Raw genomic sequence first — 24,033 nt, forward strand, 5'->3', positions numbered from 1 at the left:
ACCAATAGTGACCAGGAGCACTTCAGAAATTGCTGAATATGCGGCATTAATGGACAGGAATCGGTCGAAGTACGGCGTCGGCGGTTTAGTCGCCATCGAACGCCTGAACGACCTTCCGAGCAACCCTCTCCCCTCTTAACCGGAATCCAGTTCGATTTAATCGGAACACGGGATTCCGGAGGCGACGACGGACAAGACAATCAGCGCGCATCTGATATCCGTATCGAGCGGACGCGAAGGAGTTGCCGGTGGAGCCCACCCCATGACCGGTCTGCCGACCGACTCGACGGAGCAGCCGAACAGACTGGGCTGGCTGGACGCGTTGCGTGGCATCGCCGCGCTCGTCGTCGTGTTCGACCACTCCTCGTACTCCTACCTGCCCGAGTTCCGGCGGGAGCTGATCCCCGAGTTCAACACCAGCCGGTACGGCATCCTGGTGTTCTTCCTGGTGAGCGGCTACATCATCCCGGCGTCACTGGAACGCCGGGGCTGCGTAAGGACGTTCTGGCTCGGCCGGATCTTCCGCATCTACCCGCTCTGCGTCGTAGCCGTCGCCGCCGTCCTCGCCCTCGGACTGCTCGGCATCGCCGAACCGCGCACCGACTTCGGCGCCACCACCACCGCCGTCGCCCATCTCACCCTGTTCCAGGAGCTGTTGGGCACCCCCAACCTCCTCCTGGTCCTGTGGACGCTCTCCTACGAGATGGCCTTCTACCTCCTGGTCGTCTCCCTCTTCACGATCGGCCGACACGAACGCCCGACGCCGATCGCCGTCACCCTGGCCTCGCTCGCCGCCGTGAGCGTGGCGGCCGGGGTCACGCTCTCGCCCTCCGCGCTCTCCGACGCGGTCGGCACCGGCCGCCTGGTCGCGATCACCGCTGTCACCCTGACGGCCGCGATCTGCTGCACGAGCGCCGGATCCCCCCGACTCCGCCTGTTCGGAGGCGGATTGGGTGGCTCTCTGGCCCTGCTCCTGGTCCTCTTCAACGGCACGGTCCCGGTGTGGGAGGGCCTGGTGATCCTCGCCGTGATGTTCCTCGGCACGGCCGCGCACCGGGCCGAGCACGGCCGCGGCAGCTGGTGGTACGCCGCCTGCGCAGCCCTCGTGGTCGTCGTCTGCGCGGTGGGGAGCGCGTACGGGTACGGCGACGGGGACCACTTCACGCGGCGCGCCTGGATCACGGCGTTCCTGCTGGCCGTACTCACCTTCGGCGTCGGACTGGCGCTGCGCCACCGCCGCGTACCGCGAGTGCTGGTCGGGCTGGGCACGATCAGCTACTCCGTCTATCTGCTGCATCCGGTGCTGCTGACGCTGAGCGACGGCACGATCGGGCGGCTGCGGCAGGACAACCTGCTCCCGGAAGTCACCTTCTTCGCGGTACTGCTGCCGCTGTGCGTGCTGAGCCAACGGTATGTCGAGGCTCCTGGCCAGGCGTTGGGCCGACGGCTGGCCCGACGCGGCCCACGGACACCGGGGCCGAAGGCGTCAGGTGCGGATGCGGACGGCGACCGAATACGGTGGCGCGTCGCGGCGACGCAGGCGTCAGCCCGCGGCGGGGACGTCGATGATGTTTCCGTCCTTGTCGAGCGTGTGGGTGGCCCAGTACACGTCCCACTTGTCGTCGACCTCCTTCGGCACCTTGCCCTCCGGAAAGCGCGCGGATCCCGCCGGCGGCTCTTCCTTGTCCGACACGCAGGAGCTGCCAGTGCTGCCCACGGACAGAACGGGGTACTCGTCGCTGCCGCAGATGTTCTCCGTGTACTCGAAGCCGGAACACCCGGTGAGTGCCACGACTGCGGCCGCGCTCACGAGAGCAGCAGCGGCGATACGGACCCTTCCGGGGCGGAGCGCGGCAGCGGCTCGGCTCGTCCTGCGGGGCAGATACATGATCGTCTCCAGTCGCTCTCGATCCGTCTGCCGCTACTCTCGCCGCAAGGCAGTGCCGTTCCATGAGTACGGGTACTCACCACTGCACTCATGGATACTCAACCGCTGTAGTTCCAGGAGCCGTTCACCCCCTGACCCGTCAGCGGGACGCGAACGCCAAGAACTCCACCCAGGCGACACGGGTCACGACGACCACGGGACCGCCGACCCCCACCTTGCTGTCACGGACCGGGACGACGCCGGGGAATCCGGGGGCCACCTCGATGCAGTCGCCGCCGTTGTTGCCGCTGTAGCTGCTCTTGATCCAGGTCGCCGCGCAGAGTTGGTGCCTGTCCATGCTGCTCGTGCTCCTCCATCGCGTCGCTGATCAGAGCGGCCGATTCACGGGCTGAGGGGACATCCGCCCTGAGCACATCATAGGCCTGCAAGTGGTGCAGGTAGACGGCTGGATCGTCGTTGAAATGGCCACGGTCGAGAGACTCCGAGTACACCCAACGGTGCCCGTCGGCCAGCTCGATCAGCGACATGGACGCGTTGGGACGGACGACCCCCTCAAGGCTTGCGGAAGCCACCTGGATACGGATGTTGGGGCGTCGCCCGACCTCCAGCAGATGCGCGCACTGGTCGCGCATGACCGCTGGGCTTCCCACCACGTTGCGCAGACAGCTCTCGTCCAGGACAGCGAGATACAAGGGCCCGTCGTCCGACAGGAAGCGGCGCTGCCGACTCAGGCGCGCGCGTACGTGTTCCTCGGCCTCGCCGGCGCTGTCGACCTGCGAGAACAGGGCGTGCGCGTACTCCGGGGTCTGCAACAAGCCCGGAATGACGCGGTCTTGATACGCCCGCAGGGCGATTGCCTCCGCATCCATCCGCGCCCGGCGGGCGAACCAGTCCGGATGCTGCACCTCCGGATACCAGTCGACCTTCTTCCACAACCGCAGCAACACCCCGCCCGTACCCAGCAGTTCGTCGCAGGCCTTCGCGAAAGTGTCCTGCGGGACGCTGATCCCCGCCTCGACCTTCGCGACATGGGACCGGTCGCACGGGATCCGCTGCGCGAGCGCGGCCTGCGTGAGCAACGCGGCCTCGCGGAAGTGCCGCAACACCTCACCGAACAGAGCGGCGTTGCTGACGCCCGTCCCGACGGCATCCTCTGCGTTACGTCGAACCACGCGCCCCCCTCTGGTGCCAATGCCCCATTCACACGCCCCGACCATTGATCCGGACCGTTCCCCTGAGCCACGCTCGATACACCGAGAGTAACAACGCGCGTACGGAGTGAGCATGGCGAACGAAGAGGAAGTCAAGTGGCCGGCGAGCAGGGACGAGCGGCTGAGTGCGAGCGTGCGGGAGGTCAACCGGCGTTCCGTGACCGACCTGTTGACCGCGACGAGCTACCCGGCCCCGCCCACCCCCGTACCCGGCTGCGCCACCTGTGACCAGCTGGCGGCGCTACGGCACATGGCCCGCGCCGAAGCCGACGGCAGCCGCGAGACCGACGCCGACGTACTGCTCCGACGCCACCAGCGGCAGGCACATCCCGGGGACGGTGAGAAGGCAGCCCCCCGCCTACGGGTCTTCCGGTACGTGCCGTACTCCATCGTCCAGGACGGCACCGCCGAACCGGAGTACGAGGCCTGCTGCGTCTCGGGCGACGAGGCCGACTGCGGGGCGGCGTCGGGTCGGCACCCGGACCCGGCGAAGGTCGAGGAATGGCAGCGACGGCACATGCAGGAAACCCGCCACACGCGGTACCGCCGCTGCTTCGCCGACTACTCCGTACTGGAGACGACGGGATGAGCCGACCAGAGATGTTCCTGATCCCGGGGGAACGACGTCGACGTGTCGTGACGCCGTGAAGAGACTCCGTTGGTCCGCGATCGGCGCGTGGATGGTGTGGTGGGCGGTTCTCGCCGTCGGCTTCTGGCTGCTCGGCAAAATGACGGGTCAGCCACTGGGGCTCGCGGGAAGTGCGGCGATCTCTGCGCTCGCGATCGCCTCGGGCGAGCTCGGCGACCGCGTGCGGCGACGCCGGAAGGCGAAGCGCATGAGTCTTCGTGATCAGGCCGGTGAACAGGCCTGATGGCCGCCGGCAGCGCGGCGGCCATCAGCCGGTCGTGATTACGGGCGTACGTACGGCCGGGTCATGATCTCCAGGTTGTGGCCGTCCGGGTCGGCGAAGTACGCGCCGGAGCCGCCGAAGAGGTGGTTGATGCAGCCGGGGTCGGTGTGGTTCGGGTCGGCGTAGTAGGTGACGCCCACCGCCTCCAGGCGGGCGATCATCGTGTCGAACTGGTCCTCGGGCACCAGGAACGCGTAGTGCTGCGGCTGGATCGGCTCGTCGCGCTTCTCGTAGTAGTCGAGGGTCACGCCGTTGCCGAGGTCGACCGGCAGGAAGGGTCCGAACGGGGCGCCGACCTCCAGGCCCAGGATCGTGGCGAGGAACTCCGCCGACAGGTGGCGGTCGCTCGCATAGACGGCGTGGTGGTTCAACTGGACGGTGGTGGTGGGTAGTTCGGGGGTACGAGGGGTCTGCGTCTGTGACATGACGTTGACTGGATCTCCGTGTCCTGAGGTTCGCTGTGGTGGGGGCGAAGAGGAAAGACACGAAGGAGTGGGCGGGGCTCGGGCCCGCCTCGCGCTCACGCGGAGGCCGGGCGCCCTGCTCGTGTGTGGCCAGAGGCCGACCCGGCAGTCATGTGCCCGACACTACCTGCCACCGCGAGCAGGGTCACCCCTCTCCCCCTGGGCCCTACGCTCTACGCCCTAACCCGCGATCCGCAGAGCGAACGCCCTCGCCTTCGCGCGTCGCCTCACGTCGAACGCGTCGGTCGAGCCCGCGCCCTCCCCCGGGGTGTCGTTCCAGCCGCGGATCTTCCGTGCGACGCCCTTCAGCTTCGGGTGGCCGGACCTCACCGCGATCTCGAAGTGCGACTCCTTCGGTGTGCCGAAGTCGCCGCCCCACCTCACCGTGCCGTCCAGCTCCGTCAGGATGTCCCGGACGATCACCAGCTCCTGCGGATACAGGCCGCCCTTGACGCCGACCGGGTACGCCTCCGGGCGGATCGCCATCGCGTACCGGAGAGGTGGTTCGACTCTTGACTTGTTCCCCCTCCTGAAGGAGGGAGATTCTGGCCATCCCGTTCGTTGCTGTGCTGCTACGCGGCACGTGCTTGGAGCGGGATTCCGTGACTTCCTGTTTCTTCGCGCTGTGCCGGGACGAGTCCCGGTCCTACCGGCGCTCCGCAGGCCGATACCGCCAGTCCGGCGGCCTGTTTGACGTTGAGTGCGGCGTTGTGGTCGCGGTCGTGGAGGGTGTTGCAGGCGGGGCAGGTCCATTGCCGTACGTGCAGGGGTTTGGGCCCGTCCCGGTGACCGCAGGCCGAGCACATCTGGCTGGTGGGCTCGAACCGGCCGATCCTGACGAAGGTGCGCCCGTACCGCTGCGCCTTGTACTCGAGCATGCCGACGAACTGGGCCCAGCCCGCGTCATGCACGCTCTTGGCCAGCCGGGTGCGCGCCAGTCCGCATACCGCCAGGTCCTCCACCGCGACCGCTTGGTTCTCGCGGATCAACTTCGTGGAGAGCTGGTGATGGAACTCCTTGCGCGCATCGGCCACCCCCGCGTGAGCGCGGGCAACCTTCCGGCGGGCCTTTTCCCGGTTCTTCGACCCCTTCCGCTTGCGGGACAGCTCCCGCTGCGCTCTCTTCAGCTTCTTCTCCGCGCGGCGCAGAAACCGCGGGGAGTCGATCCTCGTGCCGTCGGAGAGGACCGCGATGGGGGTCCCCCCGGACGGAGTCTGGGGGAGAGTGAGCCCGAGGTCGAGGCCGATCGCGGCCTCGGGGTCCGGATCGTCGTCCCAGCGGGCAAGGTCCGTCTCCTCGTCGGTGTCGATGACGAAACTGGCGAAGTACCGGCCCGCCGCGTCCAGAATCACCGTCACACTCGACGGAGTCACCGGCAGGACCCGAGACCACTTCACCTTCACATCGCCGATCTTCGGCAGTGACAGCCGCCCGCTGCTCGTGATCTTCCAGCGGGCGTTCGCGGTGAACCGGATCGCCTGCCGGGCATCCTTACGCGATCTGAAACGCGGCGCACCCACGCGCTTCCCCTTGCGCTCACCCTTCAGCGAGGCGAAGAAGTTCCTGTAGGCCGCCTCGACATCCCGCAGAGCCTGCTGCAGGACGACCGAGGAAACCTCGGCCAGCCAGGACCGTTCGGGAGTGTTCTTGGCCCGGGTGATCAACTGCTGGGACAGGACAGCGGCCTTGGGATAGGGCTGCCGGGCCGCACGGGCATCCTCACGGGCGCGCACCGCGTCATTGAACACGACGCGGGCGCATCCGAACGCCCTGGCCAACGCGGCGCGTTGACCGGGCTCCGGATACAACCGGAAGGCATACCGAAGCTGCATTCGCCGATCGTACGAACACGCGACACCCCCTGTCGCGGGGAACGTCCGTTGGCCATCTCACCCTGGAAGCACCATCCGGCTCCGCCGGATACCGTGGCGCTCCGCCCCACAGCCACGCGATCGGCTTCACCACCGGCGTGAACGCCGATGAACCCGGTAGCCCTTGCAGAACAGCCCGTGCTGGATGATCCGGACGATGTTGCCGTTCGCCTTCCAGCCGAACCCGATGTCGCCGATGGCCTGGAGCTTGGCCAGCGTGCCGGGCCCGAAGCCGGCGACGACCGGGCTGATGCCCAACTCGTGCTGGAGCCCCATGATCAGGGAGTTCATGGTGGCCCACCCGGTCCGGCCGGTCTCCGGGCACGCCGTGCAGCCGGAAACGCCTGCGTAGGTGGCGTTCACCCATTTCTGCGCGTCAAGAACCTTCTCGTCCACGGTCGCTTCTCCCCCTCCGGCCTCACGTACTCACCTGAAGTGAGAACCGAGGGGTTCGTATGCGTCGCGCGCGAAAGAGCGTCTACGGCAGGGCGACCGGCCCGTCCGGGCGGCTTCGCCTCGCCGCCACCATCTCGTGGCTGAGGTCCTCCGTCTCCTGGTCCGGGAGGCGTTCGAAGCCGTCCTCCGTGATCAGCGAGACGATCGGGAAGATACGGCGGCCGATGTCAGGCCCGCCCGTCGCCGAGTCGTCGTCCGCCGCGTCGTACAGCGCCTGGAGCGCGGCGAGGGCGGCATCGCGACGGGACATGTCCTCGCGGTACAGCTTCTTCAACGCGCCCCGGGCGTACGGCGATCCGGAGCCCTCCGCGTGGAACCCGAACTTCTCGTACGTCCCGCCGGTCACGTCGTACCCGAAGATCCGCCCACGCCGCCCCCCGCTCCCGTTTCCACTCCCGTTGCCGCTCTCGCTCCCGGTGGGCTCGTACCCGGCGAGCAGCGGTACCACCGCCAGCCCCTGCATGGCCTGGCCCAGGTTCTGGCGGATCATGCCGGAGAGGCGGTTGGCCTTCGCCCGCAGCGACATCGGGGCACCTTCGACCTTCTCGAAGTGCGTCAGCTCGACCTGGAACAGTTTGACCATGTCCAGCGCCATCCCGACGCTGCCCGCGAAGGCGACGGCGGTGTGGTCGTCGGCGGGGATCACCTTCTCCAGGTCCCGCTGGGCGATCAGGTTGCCCATGGTGGCCCTGCGGTCCCCGGCGAGCAGCACGCCGTCGCGGTAGGTCAGCGCCAACACGGTTGTCCCGTGCGGGAATTGGTTCGGGTCGGGCCGTACGCCCGCCGGCAGGAACTGGTCGTCGCGGTGCAGCAGTTCCGGTCGATGCGCTGCCACGAACTCCGTGAACGACGAGTTCCCGGGTACGAAAAACTCCGCGTCCAACCGGCCGTCGAGGCCGCCGTGGTGACGTTCCGTCATGTCCGCCTCCCCCTCCCCTCCCCCTTCGCCGCACGTGCGTGCGGGCGGCGCATGACCGACTCCTACCAGGCGCCGGCACCCGGGAAACAACCGATCATGCCTCCGGGTTGGCCTCCAGCCACGTCAGCATCATGTCGTCGATCATCGAGTCCAGGGGCCGCTTCGACGCCAGCGCGTCCTTCTCTGTCTCCACGGCGGCCCAGCCCGTGAGGCTCATGACGAGGATGCGCAGCCCGTCCGTGCCGTACTCCGCCAGGATGTCGTCGGCGCAGTCCAGGGCCTCCTGGGCGATGCGTTCCTCGGGATAGAGACCGACCACCTTGCGCAGCAGGTCGATCGAACGGCGGGTGATCTCGGGGGTGATGGCGGCCAGCCGCCGGTCTTCCTCTTCGTCCACGGAACCGACGCTAGGCGATCAGCCCCTCACCCGTACGCCCTCTCCCAGAAACCCACCCGTCCGGGAACCGACCCCGCCCGCCGCCGCATCCGCGACCTGCTCCGGTGTCCCCTCCGCCACGACGAGCCCGCCCCCGGCGCCGCCCTCCGGGCCGAGGTCGATGATCCAGTCGGAGGCGCGCATGACGTCAAGGTTGTGCTCGATCGTGACGACCGAGTGCCCCGCGTCGACGAGTCGTTGGAGTACGTCGAGCAGGCGCGCGGTGTCGGCGGCGTGCAGGCCGGTGGTCGGCTCGTCGAGGAGGTAGAGGGTGCGCCCGGTCGCTCGGCGCCCCAACTCCTTGGCCAACTTGAGGCGTTGGGCCTCACCTCCGGAGAGGGTGGTGGCGGGCTGGCCCAGCGGGAGATAGCCGAGCCCCACGTCGGAGAGCCGTCGCAGCCTGGCGGCGATCTGCCGTACGCCCCGGAACACGGTGAGCGCCTCGTCCACCGTGGCGGCCAGCACCTCGGCGATGTCGAGCCCCTCGTACCGCACCGCGAGCACCTCGCTGCGGAACCGGCGCCCCCCGCACCCCGGGCACCGCACCTCCACCGCGGGCAGGAAGTGCATGTGCACGGCGAGCACTCCGGCACCCTCGCACCGCTCACAGCGACCGCCGGGCACGTTGAAGGAGAAGGCGGCCGGAGTCAGCCCCCTCGTTTTCGCCGCCCCCTGTGCCGCGAACAGCTCCCTGACCGGCGTGAAGACATCCGCGTAAGTCGCCGCGTTCGAGCGCGGAAGGCGACTGATCGGCTCCTGGTCGATCGTCACGACCTTGTCGAGGTGCTCCCAGCCGTCGATACGGTCGTGCGCTCCCGGTGACACGCCAGACGCCCTGGAGGTCGGCAAACCCTTCCCGCCGTCCAGGCGTTGATGTGCCGCCCTGCCCAACACGTCCAGTATCAGCGTCGACTTGCCCGATCCGGACGGGCCGGTGACCGTCACCAGCCGTCCGAGCGGAAGCCGAACGGTGACGTCCCTGAGGTTGTGGGCGTGTGCGCCGCGAATCACCAACTCCGCGCCGGCCTGCGGGCGTTCCTTCCGTACGGGCTGCTGGAGCCGGCCCGACAGATACGCCCCGGTGACGGACCCCTCCGTCGCCGCCACCTCCTCGGGTGTTCCCTCGGCGACGACCCGGCCGCCGTCCCGGCCCGCGCCGGGCCCGATATCGACGACGTGGTCTGCGGCCCACAGCACGTCCAGGTCGTGTTCGATGACGAGGACGGTGTTGCCCAGGTCCCGCAGGCGGCGCAGTACGCCGATGAGGCGGGCCGTGTCTGCGGGGTGCAGTCCGATGGTCGGCTCGTCGAGGACGTACAGCATGCCGGTGAGGCCCGAGCCGAGCAGCGCCGCCAGACGCAGCCGCTGGGACTCGCCCGCGGAGAGGCTGGTGCTCGACTGGTCGAGGGTCAGATAGCCGACCCCGGTGTCTACGAGCCGGCGCACCCGCTCCTCCAGGTCGGCGACGACCGGTTCGGCGAACCGCCACTCGTCCCCGGTGGAGAACGCCCTCACCTCGGCCACCCAGTCCGCGAGTTCATCGAGTGGCAGCCGGGCCGCGGCCGTGATGCCGAGCCCGTGCACGGTGACAGCCCGGCTCTCGGCGCGCAACCGGGTCCCCGCGCACGCCCCGCAGGTCTCCTTCACCATCGAGCGCTCGGCCTTCTGCCGGTAGTCGGTGTCGTCGATGCGGTCGGCGTAGCGGCGCATGAACGCGGTGACGACTCCCTCGAACCGGCCCGCGGAGACGGTGGCCGGGGGCTCGACGGTCCCGGTGGCGGGGAGGTGGCGGCGGAACTCGGGTGACTCGACCCCGTACAGCAGCAAGTCCCTTACCGCTGCGGGCAGTTCGGACAGCGGGGCGTCGGTGTCGAAGGTGAGGCCGTAGTGGCGGGCCGCGGCGCGCAGCAGGGGCAGGTTGCGCTCGACGAGCTGCTTGGGCCAGCCACGCACCGCGCCGACGGCGACGCTCGACTCCTCGTCGACCAGGGTTCGTACGTCCACCCGGATCACCTCGCCGAGTCCGGTGCAGGACGGGCAGGCGCCGGCGGGCTTGTTGAAGGAGAAGGAGCCCATGACGAGTTCGGGCACGGGGGCGGAGCAGTGCGGGCAGGCCGTGGACTCGCCCTCCGTACGCGTGTCGTCGGTCTCCTCCTCGTCGCCCTCCGGGTCGTGGGCGTACGACGGTGGGACCTCCTGCCCGCAGGCGGGGCACGGGCGCACGCCGATCCGGGACCACAGCAGCCGCAGATAGGTGAAGACCTCGGTCGCCGTACCGACCGTGGAACGGGGGCCACGCCCTGCCGGACGCTGGTCGACACTGACCGACGGGGACAGCCCGGTGATCGAGTCGACGGAGGGCCTGCTGACCCCGGCCGTCGCCACACCCCACGACTCCATGTACTGGCGGTGGCTCTCGCGGTGGAGGGTGTCGAGGGCGAGCGTGGACTTACCAGAACCGGACAGACCGGTCACGACGACCAGTTTCCGCTTCGGGATCGCGAGCGAGACATTCTTGAGATTGTGGAGTCGGGCGCCTTTGACGCGCATCACGGGAGTTCGGTCAGCAGTAACTTCGTCCGTTACTTCGTCCATGCCTTCAAGTTTTTCATTGAAGTTCCTGTTGGCACTTGGCCGTGGAAAACGGCGCCGAACACGGCCTGCGCTCCCTCTAAGCTTCAAATCCGTGACGAACCATGAGGTACGGCTGCGGCCCGTCGATCTCGCCCGGCTGTCGGGGCTGTCGACACAGCAGATCCGCAACTACGAGGACGCGGGCGTCCTGCCCCCGGCGGAGCGGACGGAGTCGGGATACCGCGTCTTCGGGGACGTCCACCGCCGTGCGCTGCTGACCTACCGGGCCCTGCAACCCGGGTACGGGCCGGTGGCGGCGACCGCCGTCATGCGGGCCCTGCACGACGGGGACGTACCGGGCGCCCTCGCACTCGTCGACGCGGCGCACGCCGGGCTGCACGAGCAGCGGACGGCGCTGCGGGCGACACGCGCGGCCCTGGAGGCGCTGGCCGGCCGGCGGCCTCCGGCGGCGGCGCCGCGTACCGCCGACCTGCGCATCGGCGAGGTGGCCGCGCTGCTCGGCGTACGGACGTCCGCGCTGCGCGTGTGGGAGGCGGCGGGTCTGCTCACCCCGGCCCGCGAACGCGGTACGCGCTACCGGCAGTTCGGCCCCGACGACGTCCGCGACGCCCGTCTGATCCAGACCCTCCGCCGCAGCCACTATCCCCTGGACCAGATCCGTCCGGTGCTGGAGGAGCTGCGCCGGGAGGGCGGCACGGAGGCACTGCGAGCGGCGGTCACGGAACGCGGGGAGACACTGGCGGGTCGTACGCGGGCGATGCTGGCGGGGGCGGGGCGGTTGGCGGAGTACATCGACTTCATCGAGCACACCTGACAGCGACCGATGGCAGCCCTGTGGCGGTCAGGGCACCAGATTTCGCATCACCGCACCCGGCAGCGACGGATTGCCCGCCGCCGATCTCGCCACCGCGCCGTCGTCGTCGGCGAGCAGTTCCACGATGGCCTGGGGTGGGAGGGCCGGGTGGCCTGCGGCTATGGGTCTTGCCCGGTGGTCCGCCAGGCAGGTGAGCAGGGCCTGCGGGGTCGCATTGGGGTGGCGGGCTATTTCGCGGAACGCCTTCTGTACGGGCGGCCGGTGGCGGGTGAGGTCCTCCAGCAGTGCGCCGGGCGCGTCCGGGTTGGTCGCCACCTTGGCGAGGACGCGGACTCCGTGCCCCTCGACCATGGCACGTAGTTGCGCCTCGGAGAGGCCGGGGTGCGGGGCGATGGTCTTGAGCACCTTGGCGTCGGGGTCGGTGGCGAGCGCGTCGCGGATCGCGACGGGCAGATCCTGCCTCAGGGCGAGCAGCATCCGTACGGTCGAGTCCTTCGAGCGGGCCAGTTCGTCGACCTCTGCGGGGGACGCGGCGGCGATCCGGGGTGGTGGCGCGTCGGCGCGGAACTTCTTGGTGGCGGCCAGGCGGACGAGCACGTCGAGGGGCACATTGGGGTTGAGCGCGAGGTGGCGCCGTACGTCATCGTCCTCGTCGTCGGCCAGTGCACGCATCAGGGCGTCGTCGGTCGCCGGGTTCTCGGCGAGGCCGGCCCGGACGGCCGGATGGGGGTCGGCGGCGAGCTGTCGGCCCAACTCCGGGGAGAGATCGGGGCGTTGGGCGAGGGCCGTGCGGAGGTCCTTCGACGGGTGGTCGACGAAGGCGGCCGCGGCCTCGGTGGGGGTGGCCGGGTTGTACAGGGCCGTGTACCGGATGAGATGTGCGGCGGACCGGTGGGAGCCGCCGCAGGTGGAGGTGTCCCACAGTTCGAGGTCGGGCTCCTCGCGGTCGGGGGCGGGTGGGGCCGGCGGTGTCTCCTCGGCGTCGCACACCTGACACAGGCGCGCGGGCGGCAGTCCGTCGCCGCCCAGCAGCGACGCCAGTACGGCCGGCGGCGTCGCCTCGTTCCAGGCCAACGCCCGGCGGACGTCGGTGTGCGGATGCCGCGCGAGTCTCGCGACGATCTCCGGCGCCGTTGTGTACAGGGCGAGTTCGGAGACGACGTTCACGTCCGGGTCCGCGGCGAGCGTCTCGACGACATCGGCCGGGAGGCCCGCGCATTCGGCCAGCCGCTCCCGACGCAGGAACCACGGGTCCGCCACGAGGAGTCGGGCCCACTCCGGGTCGCCGCGCCCCTCGTCGAGCAGCGCGAGCGCGGTGTCCGGCTGGGCGACCGGGTCGACGTCGGCGGCGGTCAGCCGACCCTCACGGGCGAGCCGTACGCCGGTCTCCGGGACGCGTGCGTACAGCGCGAGCGCCTGCGCGTGGCTGAGGTCGGCACGGTCGGCGAGGTCGTCGGGGAAGTCGACGTCCGGGACCGCGAGTTCGATCAGCCGGTCGACGAGGTCGGAGGGAAGGGCGGTGTTGGCGGCGAGCCCGCACAGGACTTCGGCATGCTTCACAGGGGGCATTCTGGCGGGGGTACGGCCCGGTGTTCCGGCATTTTTCCGCTCGGCCCGCTGTCGTTCCCCTCTCCCGTCCCCCGTCCCCTGGACAATTTGCGGCAGATTTTGGCACGGTGGTGCGAGCCGGCCGGCATTCGAACACGCGAACGAGTCCATACTCCCGAAGGAGCCTCACCGTGCCGTCCGCACACCCCACACACACCACCCTCTCGCCCGAGACCGCCGCCTTCTACCGCACCCACAGCACCTTCTCCGACCCCGGCGACCTCGCCCGGCTGTACACCGACCTGCCCTCCGATCCCGCCCAACTCGCCCGCACAGCACGCGACTTGCTGATCCACCGGGGTGAGGGCGGCCAGTTCCGCCACACGCACCCCACCGACCGGCTGCACCACGACGCCGACGCCCGCTACATCGACGACATCCTGCGGATCGTCATCGCCCGCGACGGCTCACCGCTGACCCGGCGGCGCGTGGCCGGGGACCGGTTCGTCGGCGTCTGCCGTGACTTCGCACTGCTGCACTGCTCGTTGCTGCGGCACAGCGGCGTTCCCGCCCGGGTGCGGTCCGGGTTCGCCGACTACTTCCGGGCGGACGGCTTCCACTGCGACCACGTCGTCACCGAGTACTGGGACGAGTCACGCGGCTGGCTGCTCGCCGACGCGCAGCTCACCGACCCCGACGTCACCGCCGCCTGGTACGTCGACTTCGACCCGATGGACGTACCGCGCGACCGTTTCCAGGTCGCGGGCCGGGCCTGGCGGGACATCCGGGCCGGAGACGCCGACCCCGACACCTACGGGCTGTACCCGCCGGAGGAGGGGCCGCTGAACGGCGAGTGGTTCGTGGCCGGCAACGTACGGCTCGACCTCGCCGCGCTGAACAAGGTGGAGACCCTGCTGTGGGATGTCTGGGGGGCCGAGGCCGAGGAGGACGGGCGGACCCTGACCGAGCCCCGGCGTACGCTGTACGACCGGGCTTCACTGGTGGTCGCCCCCGACGCTCCCCACGACGTGTCCCTCGATGCCGCCCGGCGGATCTTCGCCGAGGAGGCCGGGCTACGCACTCCGCAGACGGTGCTGGAGCTGTCCGAGTACAACCCGCCACGCCACGTCGATCTACGGCCCTTCTGATAAGGGACGCGGAGGGTGAAACAGGGAAGGTGAACCCCATGGATCAGGTTCCCCAGCTGGATCACGCTCAGGCACAGGCATGGCTCTCCGTAGCCGTCGACGAAGCCCGCGCCGGGCTCGCCGAGGGTGGGATTCCGATCGGCGCCGCTCTCTACGGCGCCGACAGCACGCTGCTCGGGCGTGGGCACAACCGGCGCGTGCAGGACGGTGACCCCTCGATGCACGCCGAGACGGCCGCGTTCCGTAATGCGGGACGGCAGCGCTCGTACCGTGGGACGACCATGGTCACCACGCTCTCCCCCTGCTGGTACTGCTCCGGGCTGGTGAGGCAGTTCGGTATCTCCCGGGTGATCGTGGGAGAGGCCGTCACCTTTCACGGCGGCCACGACTGGCTCGCCGAGCACGGCGTCGAGATCGTGCTGCTCGACGATCCCGAGTGCGCCGGCCTGATGCGCGACTTCATCAACAACAATCCCGCACTGTGGAATGAGGACATTGGTGATTGAATCCGCCCCCTCGCGAACGAGGGGGATTCCTGGCTCAGGCAGCCTCGTGGAGCAGCGCTCCTGGAGGTCTTACGCCCTCGACACCAGACGGGTTGAGACCAGCCCGGGCAAGCATCACGCGGGCGGAGTTCTTGTCTCTCGGCGAGACAGCTCCACATGCGGTGCAGGTGTAGGTACGTTCCGACAGCGGCAGTGCGTGCTTGGCTCTCGCTCCGCATCTGCCGCAGTCCATGGTGGTGTGTGTGGGGTGCACGAGACGGACGTCCCGGCCGTGCTTGCGGCCCATTTCGGTCAGGGCCTTCTTGGTGGCGCCGATGGCGGCGTCGGCTGCCTTGCGGGCCATCGAGGACTTGGCGAGGAACTTCGGGCGGAAATCCTCGACCGCGATCGCGTCATGGTCGCGGACGACCTTCTTGGCCCACTTGCGGCCGGTGTCCTCACGTTGCCGGGCGGCCTTCTTGTACGCCTTCGCGCGCAGCTTCTTGGCCTCGCGGTAGCCCTTCGAGCCGGACTGTCCCTTGGCAGGTGCGCGGCGGGCCATCATCCGGTCGTACCGCGACAGTTTCGCCTGGGCTTTCCTGCCGTACTCGGCGTGCGGGAGGTCGTGAGCGCTGGAGGTGGTGGTGGCGGTCTCCTTCACACCCCAGTCGACACCGATCACCGCGCCCGTCCCGGGCAACGGCTGGATTTCGGCAAGGACGACGAACGAGGCATACCAGTGACCGACGCTGTCCCGGTACACCCGCACCGAGGAGGGATCGGCGGGCAGGTCCCGCGACCACACGACCGTCAGCACGATGTTGCCCGCCAGGTGCAGACGCCCGTCCTTCAGCCGGAAGCCGCGCTTCGTGTAGTTCAAGCTCGGGTCGGCCTCACGCTTCTTCTTCCACCTGGGCATCCCGGCCCGCTGCCGCTGGGGCAGACGATCCCGAATGTCCTTCTGCGCCTTCGCACGGGACGTGCCGAAGTCGCGGATGATCTGCTGCTGCGGAACCGACGAGCCCTCTCGCAGCCACGGAGTGCGGGCGCGGGCCTCGGTCAGCATCTTGTCGAGCTGTGCCGGACCGCACGTCCGCTTGTCCTCACCCTCGGGCCGGAACCGGTTCCAGGCGTGCGCGGCCCTGGACTTGGCGACGCACTCGTTCCACACCCACCGGCACCGGTCCCACTCGGCTTCCAGGGCGGTGCGGGCGGTGGACGACACGCGCAGTCGGTAGGTCCACCGGGCGCGCCCGGCCTCCCTCACTTCACGTGATGTCATCATGCGGCTAACGTAGCATCATGATTCGTTTCGCGTTGCGCATCCCCGAAGACCTCCATGCCCGACTGACCGCACAAGCCGCTGCGGACCGGCGGTCCATCAACTCCGAGATCCTGCACCTCATCGAGGTCGCCCTCAGCAGCATTGAGGTGGACGACGAATCGCCCTGACGGCGATTCCGCTCCCCCTGCCCCGTTACACGGGAAGCTGGATTCCCCCACACCTGCACCGTCCCACCCCGCAACGAAAGCGAAGACGGAAAATGAGAGAGCCCCGACGAGGTCCTGAAGGCCAGGGCATCCTCCGGTCACCAGGTGAGCCCCGTATCCCGACCGTCGATCTGCGGCCCTGGCTGTCCGGGGACACGCAGGCGCGCGAGGAGATCGCCCGTACCGTCGACCAGGCCCTCCAGACCGCCGGTTTCCTGCTGGTCACCGGGCACGGTGTCGACCCCGCCCTGCGGGCCGGCATCCGGGAGGCGGCCCGTGCCTTCTTCGCGCTGCCCGCCGAGGTGAAGGAGCGGTACGCGGTGAAGGTCGGCGGGCGGGGGTGGCTGGGTCCGGGGGCCGAGGCCAACGGGTACTCGGAGGGGACCGAGACCCCGCCCGACCTCAAGGAGTCGCTGTCGTTCGCCACACACGAGCCGTTCGACGACCCGGCCGTCAACGCCGAGTGGTACGCGCCCAACGTGTGGCCCGCCGAGGCGCCCGGGCTGCGGGCGCTGTGCGAGGAGTACCTCGAGCGGATGGGCGAGCTGGAGAAGGAGCTGCTCACCCTCCTCGGGGACGCGCTCGGCGTCGAACGCGACTTCTTCTCCCGGCACATGGACCATCCGACGTACGGCTTCAACATCAACTGGTACCCGGGGGTCGAGGTGGTCGGCGAGCCGGAGCCGGGGCAGTTCCGGATCGGGCCGCACACCGACTTCGGGACGGTCACCATCCTCGACCGGCAGGCCGGGAAGGGCGGACTGCAGGTCTACACGGACGCGGGCGGCTGGGAGGACGCGCCCTTCGATCCCGAGGCGTTCACCATCAACATCGGTGACCTGATGGCCCGTTGGACCGGCGACCGGTGGCGTTCGGGCCGGCACCGGGTGCTGCCGCCGCCGGCCGACTCGCCCACCGAGGAGCTGATGTCCCTCGTCTACTTCGGCGAGTGCACCCCGGGCACGATCGTCGAGTCGGTGCCCGCGCCGGTGGGCCGGGTCGCGTACGAGCCGTTCGACTCGCATGTCTATCTGCGGGGGCAGTTGGACTCGATCACCGTCGAGTAGTCGTCAAGTGATGGTCGAGCAGTAATCGCTCAAAGGTGAGCATCGGGCCCGATAATTTCGTAACTCAACGGACATCCCACCATCTGGTCCGATGCAACTTCCTCTTCCTACACTGGTGTTGCTGCGAAACACAGCACACTGGACCGCGCCAGGGGGAGGGATGCGGTGCTCAGACGGCTGCACGGACGCGGGGCGCTCTTCGACACCGAACCGCCGGGGCTCGCGCCCCGGCTCGTCGGACTGCGACCGCATCATCACATCGCCGCCCCTCTCGAACACCCCCGCGAGCCACCGTTCGTGGTGCTCACCGCCGGGCGCGGGCTCGGCAAGAGCGCCGTCCTCGGTGAGCTGCGCGGCGCCTACCAGGGGCACACCCCGGTCGCGCTGATCGACTGCGAGGACCCCCAGTTCACCCGGGTCACCGGCGCGCCCGACGCGCGCCCGGCGCAGTCCTGGTCGCCGCTCGCACAGGCGCTCCTGGTGATCGCCGAGCAGCTCGCCGAGCCGGTCACCGGCGCCCGGCGGATCGCGTTCCCCCGGCTGATGTCGGGCCTGATCGCGGTCGCCGCCGGCGGCTGGGGCAACGCCGACACCGAGCGCATCCGGTGGGAGGTCCAGCGGATGCTGCTGCTCAACGAGAGCGGCTCGTGGTTCACCGGGTTCGCCGCGCGCTGGGCGGGCCGGGTGGCCGCGAAGGCGGTCGCGGCGGCCATCAGCGACGACCCGCTGGTGTCGGCGGTCATCGAGGCGACGCTCGAGGCGATGACGGAACGTTCATCCAGTACGCGTCAGCGCCGGGCGTCCACCTGGTACCGCACGTATCCGAACGCCGGCGACCGCGCCGAACTCGGACTGCGCCTGCTCTCCGACCACTTCAGAGCCGGCGGCACCTCCCGCGAGCACGCCGAGCGCTATCTCGTACGGGCCCTGCTCGCCGACCTCACCGACGCCTACGCCGGTGTGCGGGCGCATCTCCAGCGCCTGGGCCGCCCGCTCGTCCTGGTCGACAACGCGCAGGGTCCGCCGGGGCGCGAACTGATCGAGCAGGTGCTGCGCGACCGGGCCGAGGGCATCGCCGACCAGGTCGCGTTCATCGCCGCCGTGCGCGGCAGCGGCGGCCGGTCCCCGCTGCGCAACGCGGTACGCCGGGATCTGCGCGAGACCGCCCAGCGCACCCGTTGGACACCCGGCGACACGGCCTCCTCGCGGGCCCTGCTGGTGTCGCTGCCGCCGCTGTCCTCCGACGACACCCTGCACATCGTCGACGCGGTCTGTACAGGCACCTCGGTGGCCGTCCCGGCCCAACTTCCGCCCGCCACGCACCGGTTGACCTGCGGCAACCCGCTGGGCATCGCCCTGCTCGCCGAGTCCGCCCGGCAGAACCTCCCCGAACTCCCGCCCACCGCGCCGTTCGGCGCCCTGCTCACCGCCGAACTCACCCTGCACGAGGACCGCGAGGGCCGCCCCGCCTACCGCGAACTCCTCGACCGGCTCGTCCCCGCCGACCGGCTCACCGAACTGACCGTGCTCGCCGCCGCCCACGACCACGAATCGGCCTGCGCGCTCGCCGCCGCCCAACTCCCGGACGACTTCGGCCCGTCGAGCGTCCGCGCCCTGGAGACGCGGCTGGTGACCGAGGGACTGCCCGCCGTCCCGGGGCAGTTCGTCGGCGACGCCTTCGTCCGCACCCTGCTCCTGCTGCGCCTGCACCACCGGCACGCCGACCACGGCAAGTGGCGCGACGTCCACGAGAACCTCATCCAGCACTACGAGGGACCCGAACCGTCGAAGGCCCGCTACCGCCTCCACCATGAACTCGCCCTGGGCGACACCGGCCCGGCGGTCGCCTATCTGCGCGACACCTTCCACACCCTCGACACCCGGATCTGGCTCGACACGCTGCTGTTCATCGCGTCGGCGCCCTACTTCCACGCGCACGACGCCGAGGGCCACGACTTCGTCGGCGGCGACCACCAGCGCGCCCGGATCGCCTTCGGCCACACCGACGCCGAGCAACGGCCGCCGGCCGACGTGGACGCCGTACTGCATCTGCGGGTACGCCGACTCCTGCACGCCGTCTGGCAGTTGACCGATCCGCTGGTGCTGCCCGACCGCAGGCTCTGCGACCGGCTGCGCTACGAGCTGGAGCAGCTGTCCAACGACCCGCGCGCCAGCAACGCGCTGCTGTGGCGGGCCTCGCAGGAGTGGCCGGAGGCGGCTCTGACCGGCCGCCCGCTGCGCGCGCCGGGCGTCGACGACGACACCGCCGACGCCGATGACCGCAACCGGAATGACGGAGGCGCGTGATGGCTCGCACGGGGTTCAGGGGTGTCGGGGCGTGGCTGCGGGAGGGGGTCTGGGCGATTCCGCTGCGCCGCTATCTGGCCGTGCTGGTCACGGTGGCGCTGGTGGCCGGGATCGGCTTCGCGGTCAGGTCGCTGACGCACGACGACCGTTCCTGCGCGCCCGGGGTCGTGCGTCCGGCGGACAGCGACGAGTGCGTGGGCGTGTCGACGACCGACTTCGCCTTCGGCCGGGAGCAGCTCGCCGACACCATCAGGGCGATCGACCGCGAGAACGACTCCCTCGCCCAGGGCCAGGCCGGGTATGTCACCGTCGCCCTCTTCGAGCCGTTCACCGCGACCGACGCGGACAACCTCGGGGATGTGCTGCACGAGCTCCAGGGCGCGTATCTCGCCCAGTGGAAGGTGAACCACGACGCGAACGGCGAGGGCCCGCCGATCCGGCTGGTGCTGGCCAACCCGGGCCGTACGGGCGCCTATTGGGAGCACACGGTCGACGAGCTGGAGCGGATGACGAAGACCTCGGACCGGCTGCGCGCGGTCACCGGGATCGGGCTGAGCACCGAGGAGAACACCCTCGCCGTGAAGGAGCTGACCAGGCGCGGTATCCCCGTCGTCGGCACGTCCATCACGGCCGACAGCCTCGCCAACGGGCGGCAGGGCGACCCTGCGGGCCCGAAGCCCTTCCCGGGGCTGGCCCGTACCGCCCCCACCAACACCGACGAGGCCCGCGCGCTCGCCTCCTTCGCCAAGGTTGCCGCCGACAAGGCGGTGCTGGTGTACGACGATCCGGGCGACCCGTACACGCTCACCCTCCAGGCGTCGTTCGAGAAGCTGCTGACCGGGTCGCGCTACCAGCCGTGGCCCTTCACCCCGCTCGCCGACCGCACCAAGGAGGGGACCACCGCCAACGACTTCCGGCAGATCAGGGAGCTGGTGTGCGACACCGCGCCCGGTGTGAACACCATCCTGTTCGCCGGACGCCACACCCAGCTGCGCCAGTTCATCAACGCGCTCGGCGAACGCGGCTGTCAGCAGCGGGAGTTCACCATCCTGACCGGGGACGACGCGTCGTATCTCACCGGTGACAAGAAGCTCGACCCGGAGGCCCTCAAGCACGGTGTCTCGGTGCGCTACAGCGCTCTCGCGCACCCGGACGCCTGGCTCAAGAACCCCCCGAAGACGGGGGGTTCGGCGGCCGACGCCCAGGAGCTGAACGAACTGCTGAGCGCCGCCGGGGCCAACAAGTCGGGCAAGAGCGACCAGCCGTCCCCGATCGGTGACATCGACCTGGAGGACGGCCAGCTGATCATCGCGTACGACGCGATGCGGCTGACCGTCGAGGGCATCCGCGAGGCGACCCCGCGCGGCCAGGCGGCGCCCACGCTCGCCGACGTGGGCGACGAGTGGACGCTCATCAAGGGCTCGTCGGGCCGGGTGAACGGCGCGAGCGGCTGGATCTGCCTCGACAACTACGGCAACCCGTACGACAAGGCCGTACCAATCGTGGAGCTGACCCCCGACCGGCACGCCCGTTTCGTCGAGATCGCCTGGCCGACGGGCAGGCCGCCGCAGAAGGACTGCCTGCCGCCGTCGTAACTCCTCGTCCCCTTCCGGGAGTTACACGCCCGCGTACGAGTGCTTACCGCTGACGAAGATGTTGACGCCGTAGTAGTTGAAGAGGAAGCACGCGAAGGCGATCAGCGCGATGTACGCGGCCTTGCGGCCCTTCCAGCCGGCCGTGGCGCGGGCGTGCAGATAGGTCGCGTAGGCGACCCAGGTGATGAACGCCCAGGTCTCCTTGGGGTCCCAGCCCCAGTAGCGGCCCCACGCGTCGCCCGCCCAGATGGCGCCCGCGATGATCGTGAACGTCCACAGCGGGAAGACGGCCGCGTTCACGCGGTACGAGAACTTGTCGAGGGACGCCGAGGCGGGCAGTCGCTCCATGACCGAGGTCGCGAAGCTGCCGGGCTTGCCGCCGGAGGCGAGCTTGTTCTCGTACGAGTCCTTGAAGAGGTACAGGATCGTGGCGACCGCGCCCACGTAGAAGACGGCACCGCAGAGGATCGCCGTGGAGACGTGGATGTACAGCCAGTACGAGTGCAGGGCGGGGACCAGCTGGTCGCTGGCCGTGTACAGGACGGTGACCGCGAGGCCGAGGTCGAGGAGGACCGTCGTGACCAGGGGCAGGCCGAGCCAGCGGATGTCCTTCTTCAGCGCGAGGAAGACGAGGTACACACCCACGGCGGTGGTGGAGAAGGTGAGGTTGAACTCGTACATGTTGCCCCACGGCGCCCGCTGCACGGACAGCGCGCGGGCCAGCACCCCGGCGAACTCCACGAGGAACGCGACCACGGTGAGGGACACGGCGATACGCCCATACAGGTCGCCCTGCGCGTCCCCGCCATGGGCACCGGGCCCGTCCGGCACGTCCCGGGCCCCCGCCCCGGCCCGCACGACGACCTTCGGCCGCTCCAGCACGGCCGTACCGCCCGCGTTCTTGACGGTCACCTCCGGCGCCTTCGCCCCGGCCTTCCCGGCCGGCTTCGCGGTGAGCGCGGCGGCCGTACGGCTGACCTTGCTGCGGCTGCCGAAGATCCACTCGGCGATGTAGGTGAAGAAGGCCAGCGTGTAGACGGCCATCGAGGAGTAGATCAGCGTGTTGCTGATGTTCGCGAGGTGCTCGTTGGTCGCGGTGGCGAGAGTCGTCATTTACTTCTCAGCCCCTTCGGCAGGTACGGCGGAAGTATCGGGGTCGGGGGTGTCGGGGGCGCCTGGCGCCTGGTCGTACAGGATCCCGGCGATGACGCCGAGTTCCTCGGGCACCTTCGCGGACTCGCTGCGGCCGAGGCCGCCCATCTCGACGACGGTGACGCCGTCGGGACCCTCGGCAGCCCGCACCCACACCCGTCGGCGCTGGATGAACAGGGAGCCGGCGAGGCCGAAGATGGCGACGATCGCGCCGCCGAGCGCCCAGCCGGCGGCGGGCTGCCGGGTGACCTGGAAGTTGGCCCATTCCTGGGTGCGGTCGTAGGTGATGGAACCGGCGCCGCCCGGGAGTTTCATGGTCTCGCCGGGCCGCAGGTTCACCCGCAACTGCTGGCCCTTGGCGTCCTTGAACTCCTTCATATGGCTCTTGTCGATCTGGTACACGCTCTGCGGGAGCCCGGCGTTGATCCCGAGGTCGCCGTGGTACGGCGCCAGGTTCAGCACCGGGTTGTCCAGCGCGGGGAACTGCGAGGCGATCTCGTTGCCCGGCACGTACGTGGGCAGGAAGAAGGCCTGGATGCCGAGCTGTTCGTCGACGCCCTTGGCGTTGCGGTAGCCGTCCAGGACCTTGATCGCACCGGAGGAGGTGACGTTGGAGTCGAGGGGGAGGAGGGCCACGGCCTGGTCGAAGACGACGTCACCCTTGCCGTCGCGGATGGTGAGGACGGGCGCATAGCCGTGGGCGGTGAGGTAGACCTTCGAGTCGCCGATCACCAGCGGCTCGTTGACCTTCACGACGCGCTTCTTCGCCTTGCCGTACGCGCCCACGCTGTAGTCGAGGTCGGCCTGGAAGGTGCGCGGGGTACCGCGGTTGGGCCCGGACTCCTCGTACGTGCCCTTGAAGTCCTTCAGGGTGAAGCTGAAGGGGTCGAGGTCGTCCGTGTTGAAGAGGGTGCCCGACTTGAAGTCGTCGTACTGGGTGATCGTGTTGGAGAAGCCGCCGCCCTCGACGACCAGTTTGTTGCCCTCCATCTTGAACAACTGGCCCCAGGCGAAGGAGGTCAGCATCACGATCAGCGCGATGTGGAAGGCGAGGTTGCCGACCTCGCGCAGATAGCCCTTCTCGGCGGCGACCGCGTCCCCGGCGACATGGGCACGGAAGCGGCGCTTTTTCAGCAGTACGAGGGCCGCCTCGCGTACCTGCTCCGGCTCGGCCTCGGTACGCCACGTCGTGTACGCGGGCAGCCGGGTCAGCCGGCGGGGCGCGCCCGGCGGGCGACCGCGCAGCTGGCCCACGAACTGCCAGGTGCGGGGCACGATGCAGCCGATGAGGGAGATGAAGAGAAGGATGTAGATCGCGGAGAACCACACCGAGCTGTAGACGTGGAACAGCCCGAGCTTGTCGTAGATCGGCCCGATGAAGCTGTGCCGCTGCATGAAGTCGGCGACCTTGGTCTCGTCCGTCCCGGACTGCGGGATCAGCGAGCCGGGGATCGCCCCGAGCGACAGCAGGAACAGCAGCAGCAGGGCGACCCGCATCGAGGTGAGCTGCCGCCAGAACCAGCGGAACCAGCCGAGGACACCCAGGGACGGCAGGTTCGGCGCGTCCTCCTGGGGGGCGGTCGACAACTGGGAGGCGGCGGCGCCGAGCTCCTGGTCGTCACCGCTCCCCGGAGCCGGGGCAGGGGCGCTGCCGGTGGTGGTGCTGTTGCTCATC

General features: G+C 69.6%; 22 protein-coding genes and 2 pseudogenes. 10 read left to right on the forward strand and 14 right to left on the reverse strand.

Going from position 1 to position 24,033, the window contains the following annotated elements:
- Window positions 1-262 precede the first annotated feature (262 nt).
- Window positions 263-1,390, forward strand: a pseudogene (locus PV396_RS36200) (acyltransferase family protein); the annotation flags it as partial.
- A gap of 153 nt (window positions 1,391-1,543) precedes the next feature.
- Here the strand turns inward: PV396_RS36200 and PV396_RS45250 are convergent.
- From PV396_RS45250 to PV396_RS36210, 3 genes are all read right to left on the reverse strand, one after another.
- Window positions 1,544-1,888, reverse strand: a complete 345-nt coding sequence (locus tag PV396_RS45250) for an SCO0607 family lipoprotein (RefSeq protein ID WP_416071542.1) — start codon at window positions 1,886-1,888, stop codon at window positions 1,544-1,546.
- Window positions 1,889-2,027: 139 nt separating this feature from the next.
- Window positions 2,028-2,147, reverse strand: coding sequence for a DUF397 domain-containing protein (locus PV396_RS45255; RefSeq protein WP_416071538.1), 120 nt, complete (start codon window positions 2,145-2,147; stop codon window positions 2,028-2,030).
- Complete coding sequence (locus PV396_RS36210) at window positions 2,110-3,060, reverse strand: DUF5753 domain-containing protein (RefSeq protein WP_416071539.1); 951 nt, start codon at window positions 3,058-3,060, stop codon at window positions 2,110-2,112. Before PV396_RS36210 ends, PV396_RS45255 begins: the two co-directional genes overlap by 38 nt.
- A 112-nt stretch (window positions 3,061-3,172) precedes the next feature.
- Between PV396_RS36210 and PV396_RS36215 the strand changes: the two genes are divergently transcribed.
- Both PV396_RS36215 and PV396_RS36220 read left to right on the forward strand, forming a co-directional pair.
- Window positions 3,173-3,688: a hypothetical protein gene (locus PV396_RS36215; RefSeq protein WP_319212035.1), complete on the forward strand. Its 516-nt coding sequence runs from the start codon at window positions 3,173-3,175 to the stop codon at window positions 3,686-3,688.
- A gap of 55 nt (window positions 3,689-3,743) precedes the next feature.
- Complete coding sequence (locus PV396_RS36220; RefSeq protein ID WP_319212037.1) at window positions 3,744-3,971, forward strand: hypothetical protein; 228 nt, start codon at window positions 3,744-3,746, stop codon at window positions 3,969-3,971.
- A 38-nt stretch (window positions 3,972-4,009) separates the two neighbouring features.
- Here PV396_RS36220 and PV396_RS36225 read toward each other — a convergent pair whose 3' ends face one another.
- The 7 genes and pseudogenes from PV396_RS36225 to uvrA form a co-directional block, all read right to left on the reverse strand.
- The gene (locus PV396_RS36225) at window positions 4,010-4,435 is read right to left on the reverse strand and encodes a VOC family protein (RefSeq protein WP_319212039.1); all 426 of its coding nucleotides are present in this window, start codon (window positions 4,433-4,435) and stop codon (window positions 4,010-4,012) included.
- 219 nt (window positions 4,436-4,654) lie between these two features.
- Window positions 4,655-4,960 (reverse strand): hypothetical protein, encoded by a 306-nt coding sequence (locus PV396_RS36230; RefSeq protein ID WP_319212041.1) that lies wholly within the window; start codon window positions 4,958-4,960, stop codon window positions 4,655-4,657.
- Window positions 4,961-5,046: 86 nt separating this feature from the next.
- Entirely contained in the window at window positions 5,047-6,306 is a 1,260-nt protein-coding gene (locus tag PV396_RS36235; protein WP_319212043.1) for an RNA-guided endonuclease TnpB family protein, read from the reverse strand.
- Window positions 6,307-6,462: 156 nt separating this feature from the next.
- Window positions 6,463-6,741 (reverse strand): annotated as a pseudogene (locus PV396_RS36240) (hypothetical protein); the annotation flags it as partial.
- Window positions 6,742-6,823: 82 nt separating this feature from the next.
- A complete protein-coding gene (gene prcB / locus PV396_RS36245; RefSeq protein WP_319212045.1) occupies window positions 6,824-7,720 on the reverse strand; it encodes a proteasome subunit beta in 897 nt (298 codons plus the stop codon).
- Between the two features lie 94 nt (window positions 7,721-7,814).
- Window positions 7,815-8,117 carry a hypothetical protein gene (locus PV396_RS36250; RefSeq protein ID WP_319212047.1) on the reverse strand — a complete coding sequence of 101 codons (303 nt, stop codon included), beginning with the start codon at window positions 8,115-8,117 and terminating at the stop codon, window positions 7,815-7,817.
- An 18-nt stretch (window positions 8,118-8,135) separates the two neighbouring features.
- The gene (gene uvrA / locus PV396_RS36255) at window positions 8,136-10,751 is read right to left on the reverse strand and encodes an excinuclease ABC subunit UvrA (RefSeq protein WP_319212048.1); all 2,616 of its coding nucleotides are present in this window, start codon (window positions 10,749-10,751) and stop codon (window positions 8,136-8,138) included.
- Between the two features lie 91 nt (window positions 10,752-10,842).
- On the opposite strand from uvrA, the gene PV396_RS36260 reads away from it, so the two are divergent.
- The gene (locus PV396_RS36260; RefSeq protein WP_319212050.1) at window positions 10,843-11,565 is read left to right on the forward strand and encodes a MerR family transcriptional regulator; all 723 of its coding nucleotides are present in this window, start codon (window positions 10,843-10,845) and stop codon (window positions 11,563-11,565) included.
- A 27-nt stretch (window positions 11,566-11,592) separates the two neighbouring features.
- Here PV396_RS36260 and PV396_RS36265 read toward each other — a convergent pair whose 3' ends face one another.
- Window positions 11,593-13,125: a hypothetical protein gene (locus tag PV396_RS36265; RefSeq protein ID WP_319212051.1), complete on the reverse strand. Its 1,533-nt coding sequence runs from the start codon at window positions 13,123-13,125 to the stop codon at window positions 11,593-11,595.
- A 179-nt stretch (window positions 13,126-13,304) separates the two neighbouring features.
- On the opposite strand from PV396_RS36265, the gene PV396_RS36270 reads away from it, so the two are divergent.
- On the forward strand, window positions 13,305-14,261 hold the full coding sequence (locus PV396_RS36270; protein WP_319212053.1) for a transglutaminase-like domain-containing protein: 957 nt from the start codon (window positions 13,305-13,307) through the stop codon (window positions 14,259-14,261).
- Window positions 14,262-14,299: 38 nt separating this feature from the next.
- On the forward strand, window positions 14,300-14,767 hold the full coding sequence (locus PV396_RS36275) for a nucleoside deaminase (protein ID WP_319212055.1): 468 nt from the start codon (window positions 14,300-14,302) through the stop codon (window positions 14,765-14,767).
- Between the two features lie 34 nt (window positions 14,768-14,801).
- Here the strand turns inward: PV396_RS36275 and PV396_RS36280 are convergent, their stop codons facing one another.
- On the reverse strand, window positions 14,802-16,028 hold the full coding sequence (locus PV396_RS36280) for an RNA-guided endonuclease InsQ/TnpB family protein (RefSeq protein WP_416071543.1): 1,227 nt from the start codon (window positions 16,026-16,028) through the stop codon (window positions 14,802-14,804).
- A 20-nt stretch (window positions 16,029-16,048) separates the two neighbouring features.
- Between PV396_RS36280 and PV396_RS36285 the strand changes: the two genes are divergently transcribed.
- The 4 genes from PV396_RS36285 (at window position 16,049) to PV396_RS36300 (ending at window position 21,206) form a co-directional block, all read left to right on the forward strand.
- Window positions 16,049-16,198: an Arc family DNA-binding protein gene (locus tag PV396_RS36285; protein ID WP_319212058.1), complete on the forward strand. Its 150-nt coding sequence runs from the start codon at window positions 16,049-16,051 to the stop codon at window positions 16,196-16,198.
- Between the two features lie 92 nt (window positions 16,199-16,290).
- Window positions 16,291-17,304: an isopenicillin N synthase family dioxygenase gene (locus PV396_RS36290; RefSeq protein ID WP_319212060.1), complete on the forward strand. Its 1,014-nt coding sequence runs from the start codon at window positions 16,291-16,293 to the stop codon at window positions 17,302-17,304.
- A gap of 165 nt (window positions 17,305-17,469) precedes the next feature.
- Window positions 17,470-19,611 carry a hypothetical protein gene (locus PV396_RS36295; RefSeq protein WP_319212062.1) on the forward strand — a complete coding sequence of 714 codons (2,142 nt, stop codon included), beginning with the start codon at window positions 17,470-17,472 and terminating at the stop codon, window positions 19,609-19,611.
- Window positions 19,611-21,206 carry a hypothetical protein gene (locus PV396_RS36300; protein WP_319212064.1) on the forward strand — a complete coding sequence of 532 codons (1,596 nt, stop codon included), beginning with the start codon at window positions 19,611-19,613 and terminating at the stop codon, window positions 21,204-21,206. Before PV396_RS36295 ends, PV396_RS36300 begins: the two co-directional genes overlap by 1 nt.
- Before the next feature lie 21 nt (window positions 21,207-21,227).
- Here the strand turns inward: PV396_RS36300 and ccsB are convergent, their stop codons facing one another.
- Both ccsB and PV396_RS36310 read right to left on the reverse strand, forming a co-directional pair.
- A complete protein-coding gene (ccsB, locus tag PV396_RS36305; RefSeq protein WP_319212066.1) occupies window positions 21,228-22,319 on the reverse strand; it encodes a c-type cytochrome biogenesis protein CcsB in 1,092 nt (363 codons plus the stop codon).
- Window positions 22,320-24,032 carry a cytochrome c biogenesis protein ResB gene (locus tag PV396_RS36310; RefSeq protein ID WP_319212068.1) on the reverse strand — a complete coding sequence of 571 codons (1,713 nt, stop codon included), beginning with the start codon at window positions 24,030-24,032 and terminating at the stop codon, window positions 22,320-22,322. It lies immediately after the preceding gene.
- Between the last annotated feature and the right edge of the window lies 1 nt (window position 24,033).

The sequence above is a fragment of the Streptomyces sp. ME02-8801-2C genome, assembly GCF_033793965.1.
In the GTDB taxonomy this organism is placed as follows: domain Bacteria; phylum Actinomycetota; class Actinomycetes; order Streptomycetales; family Streptomycetaceae; genus Streptomyces.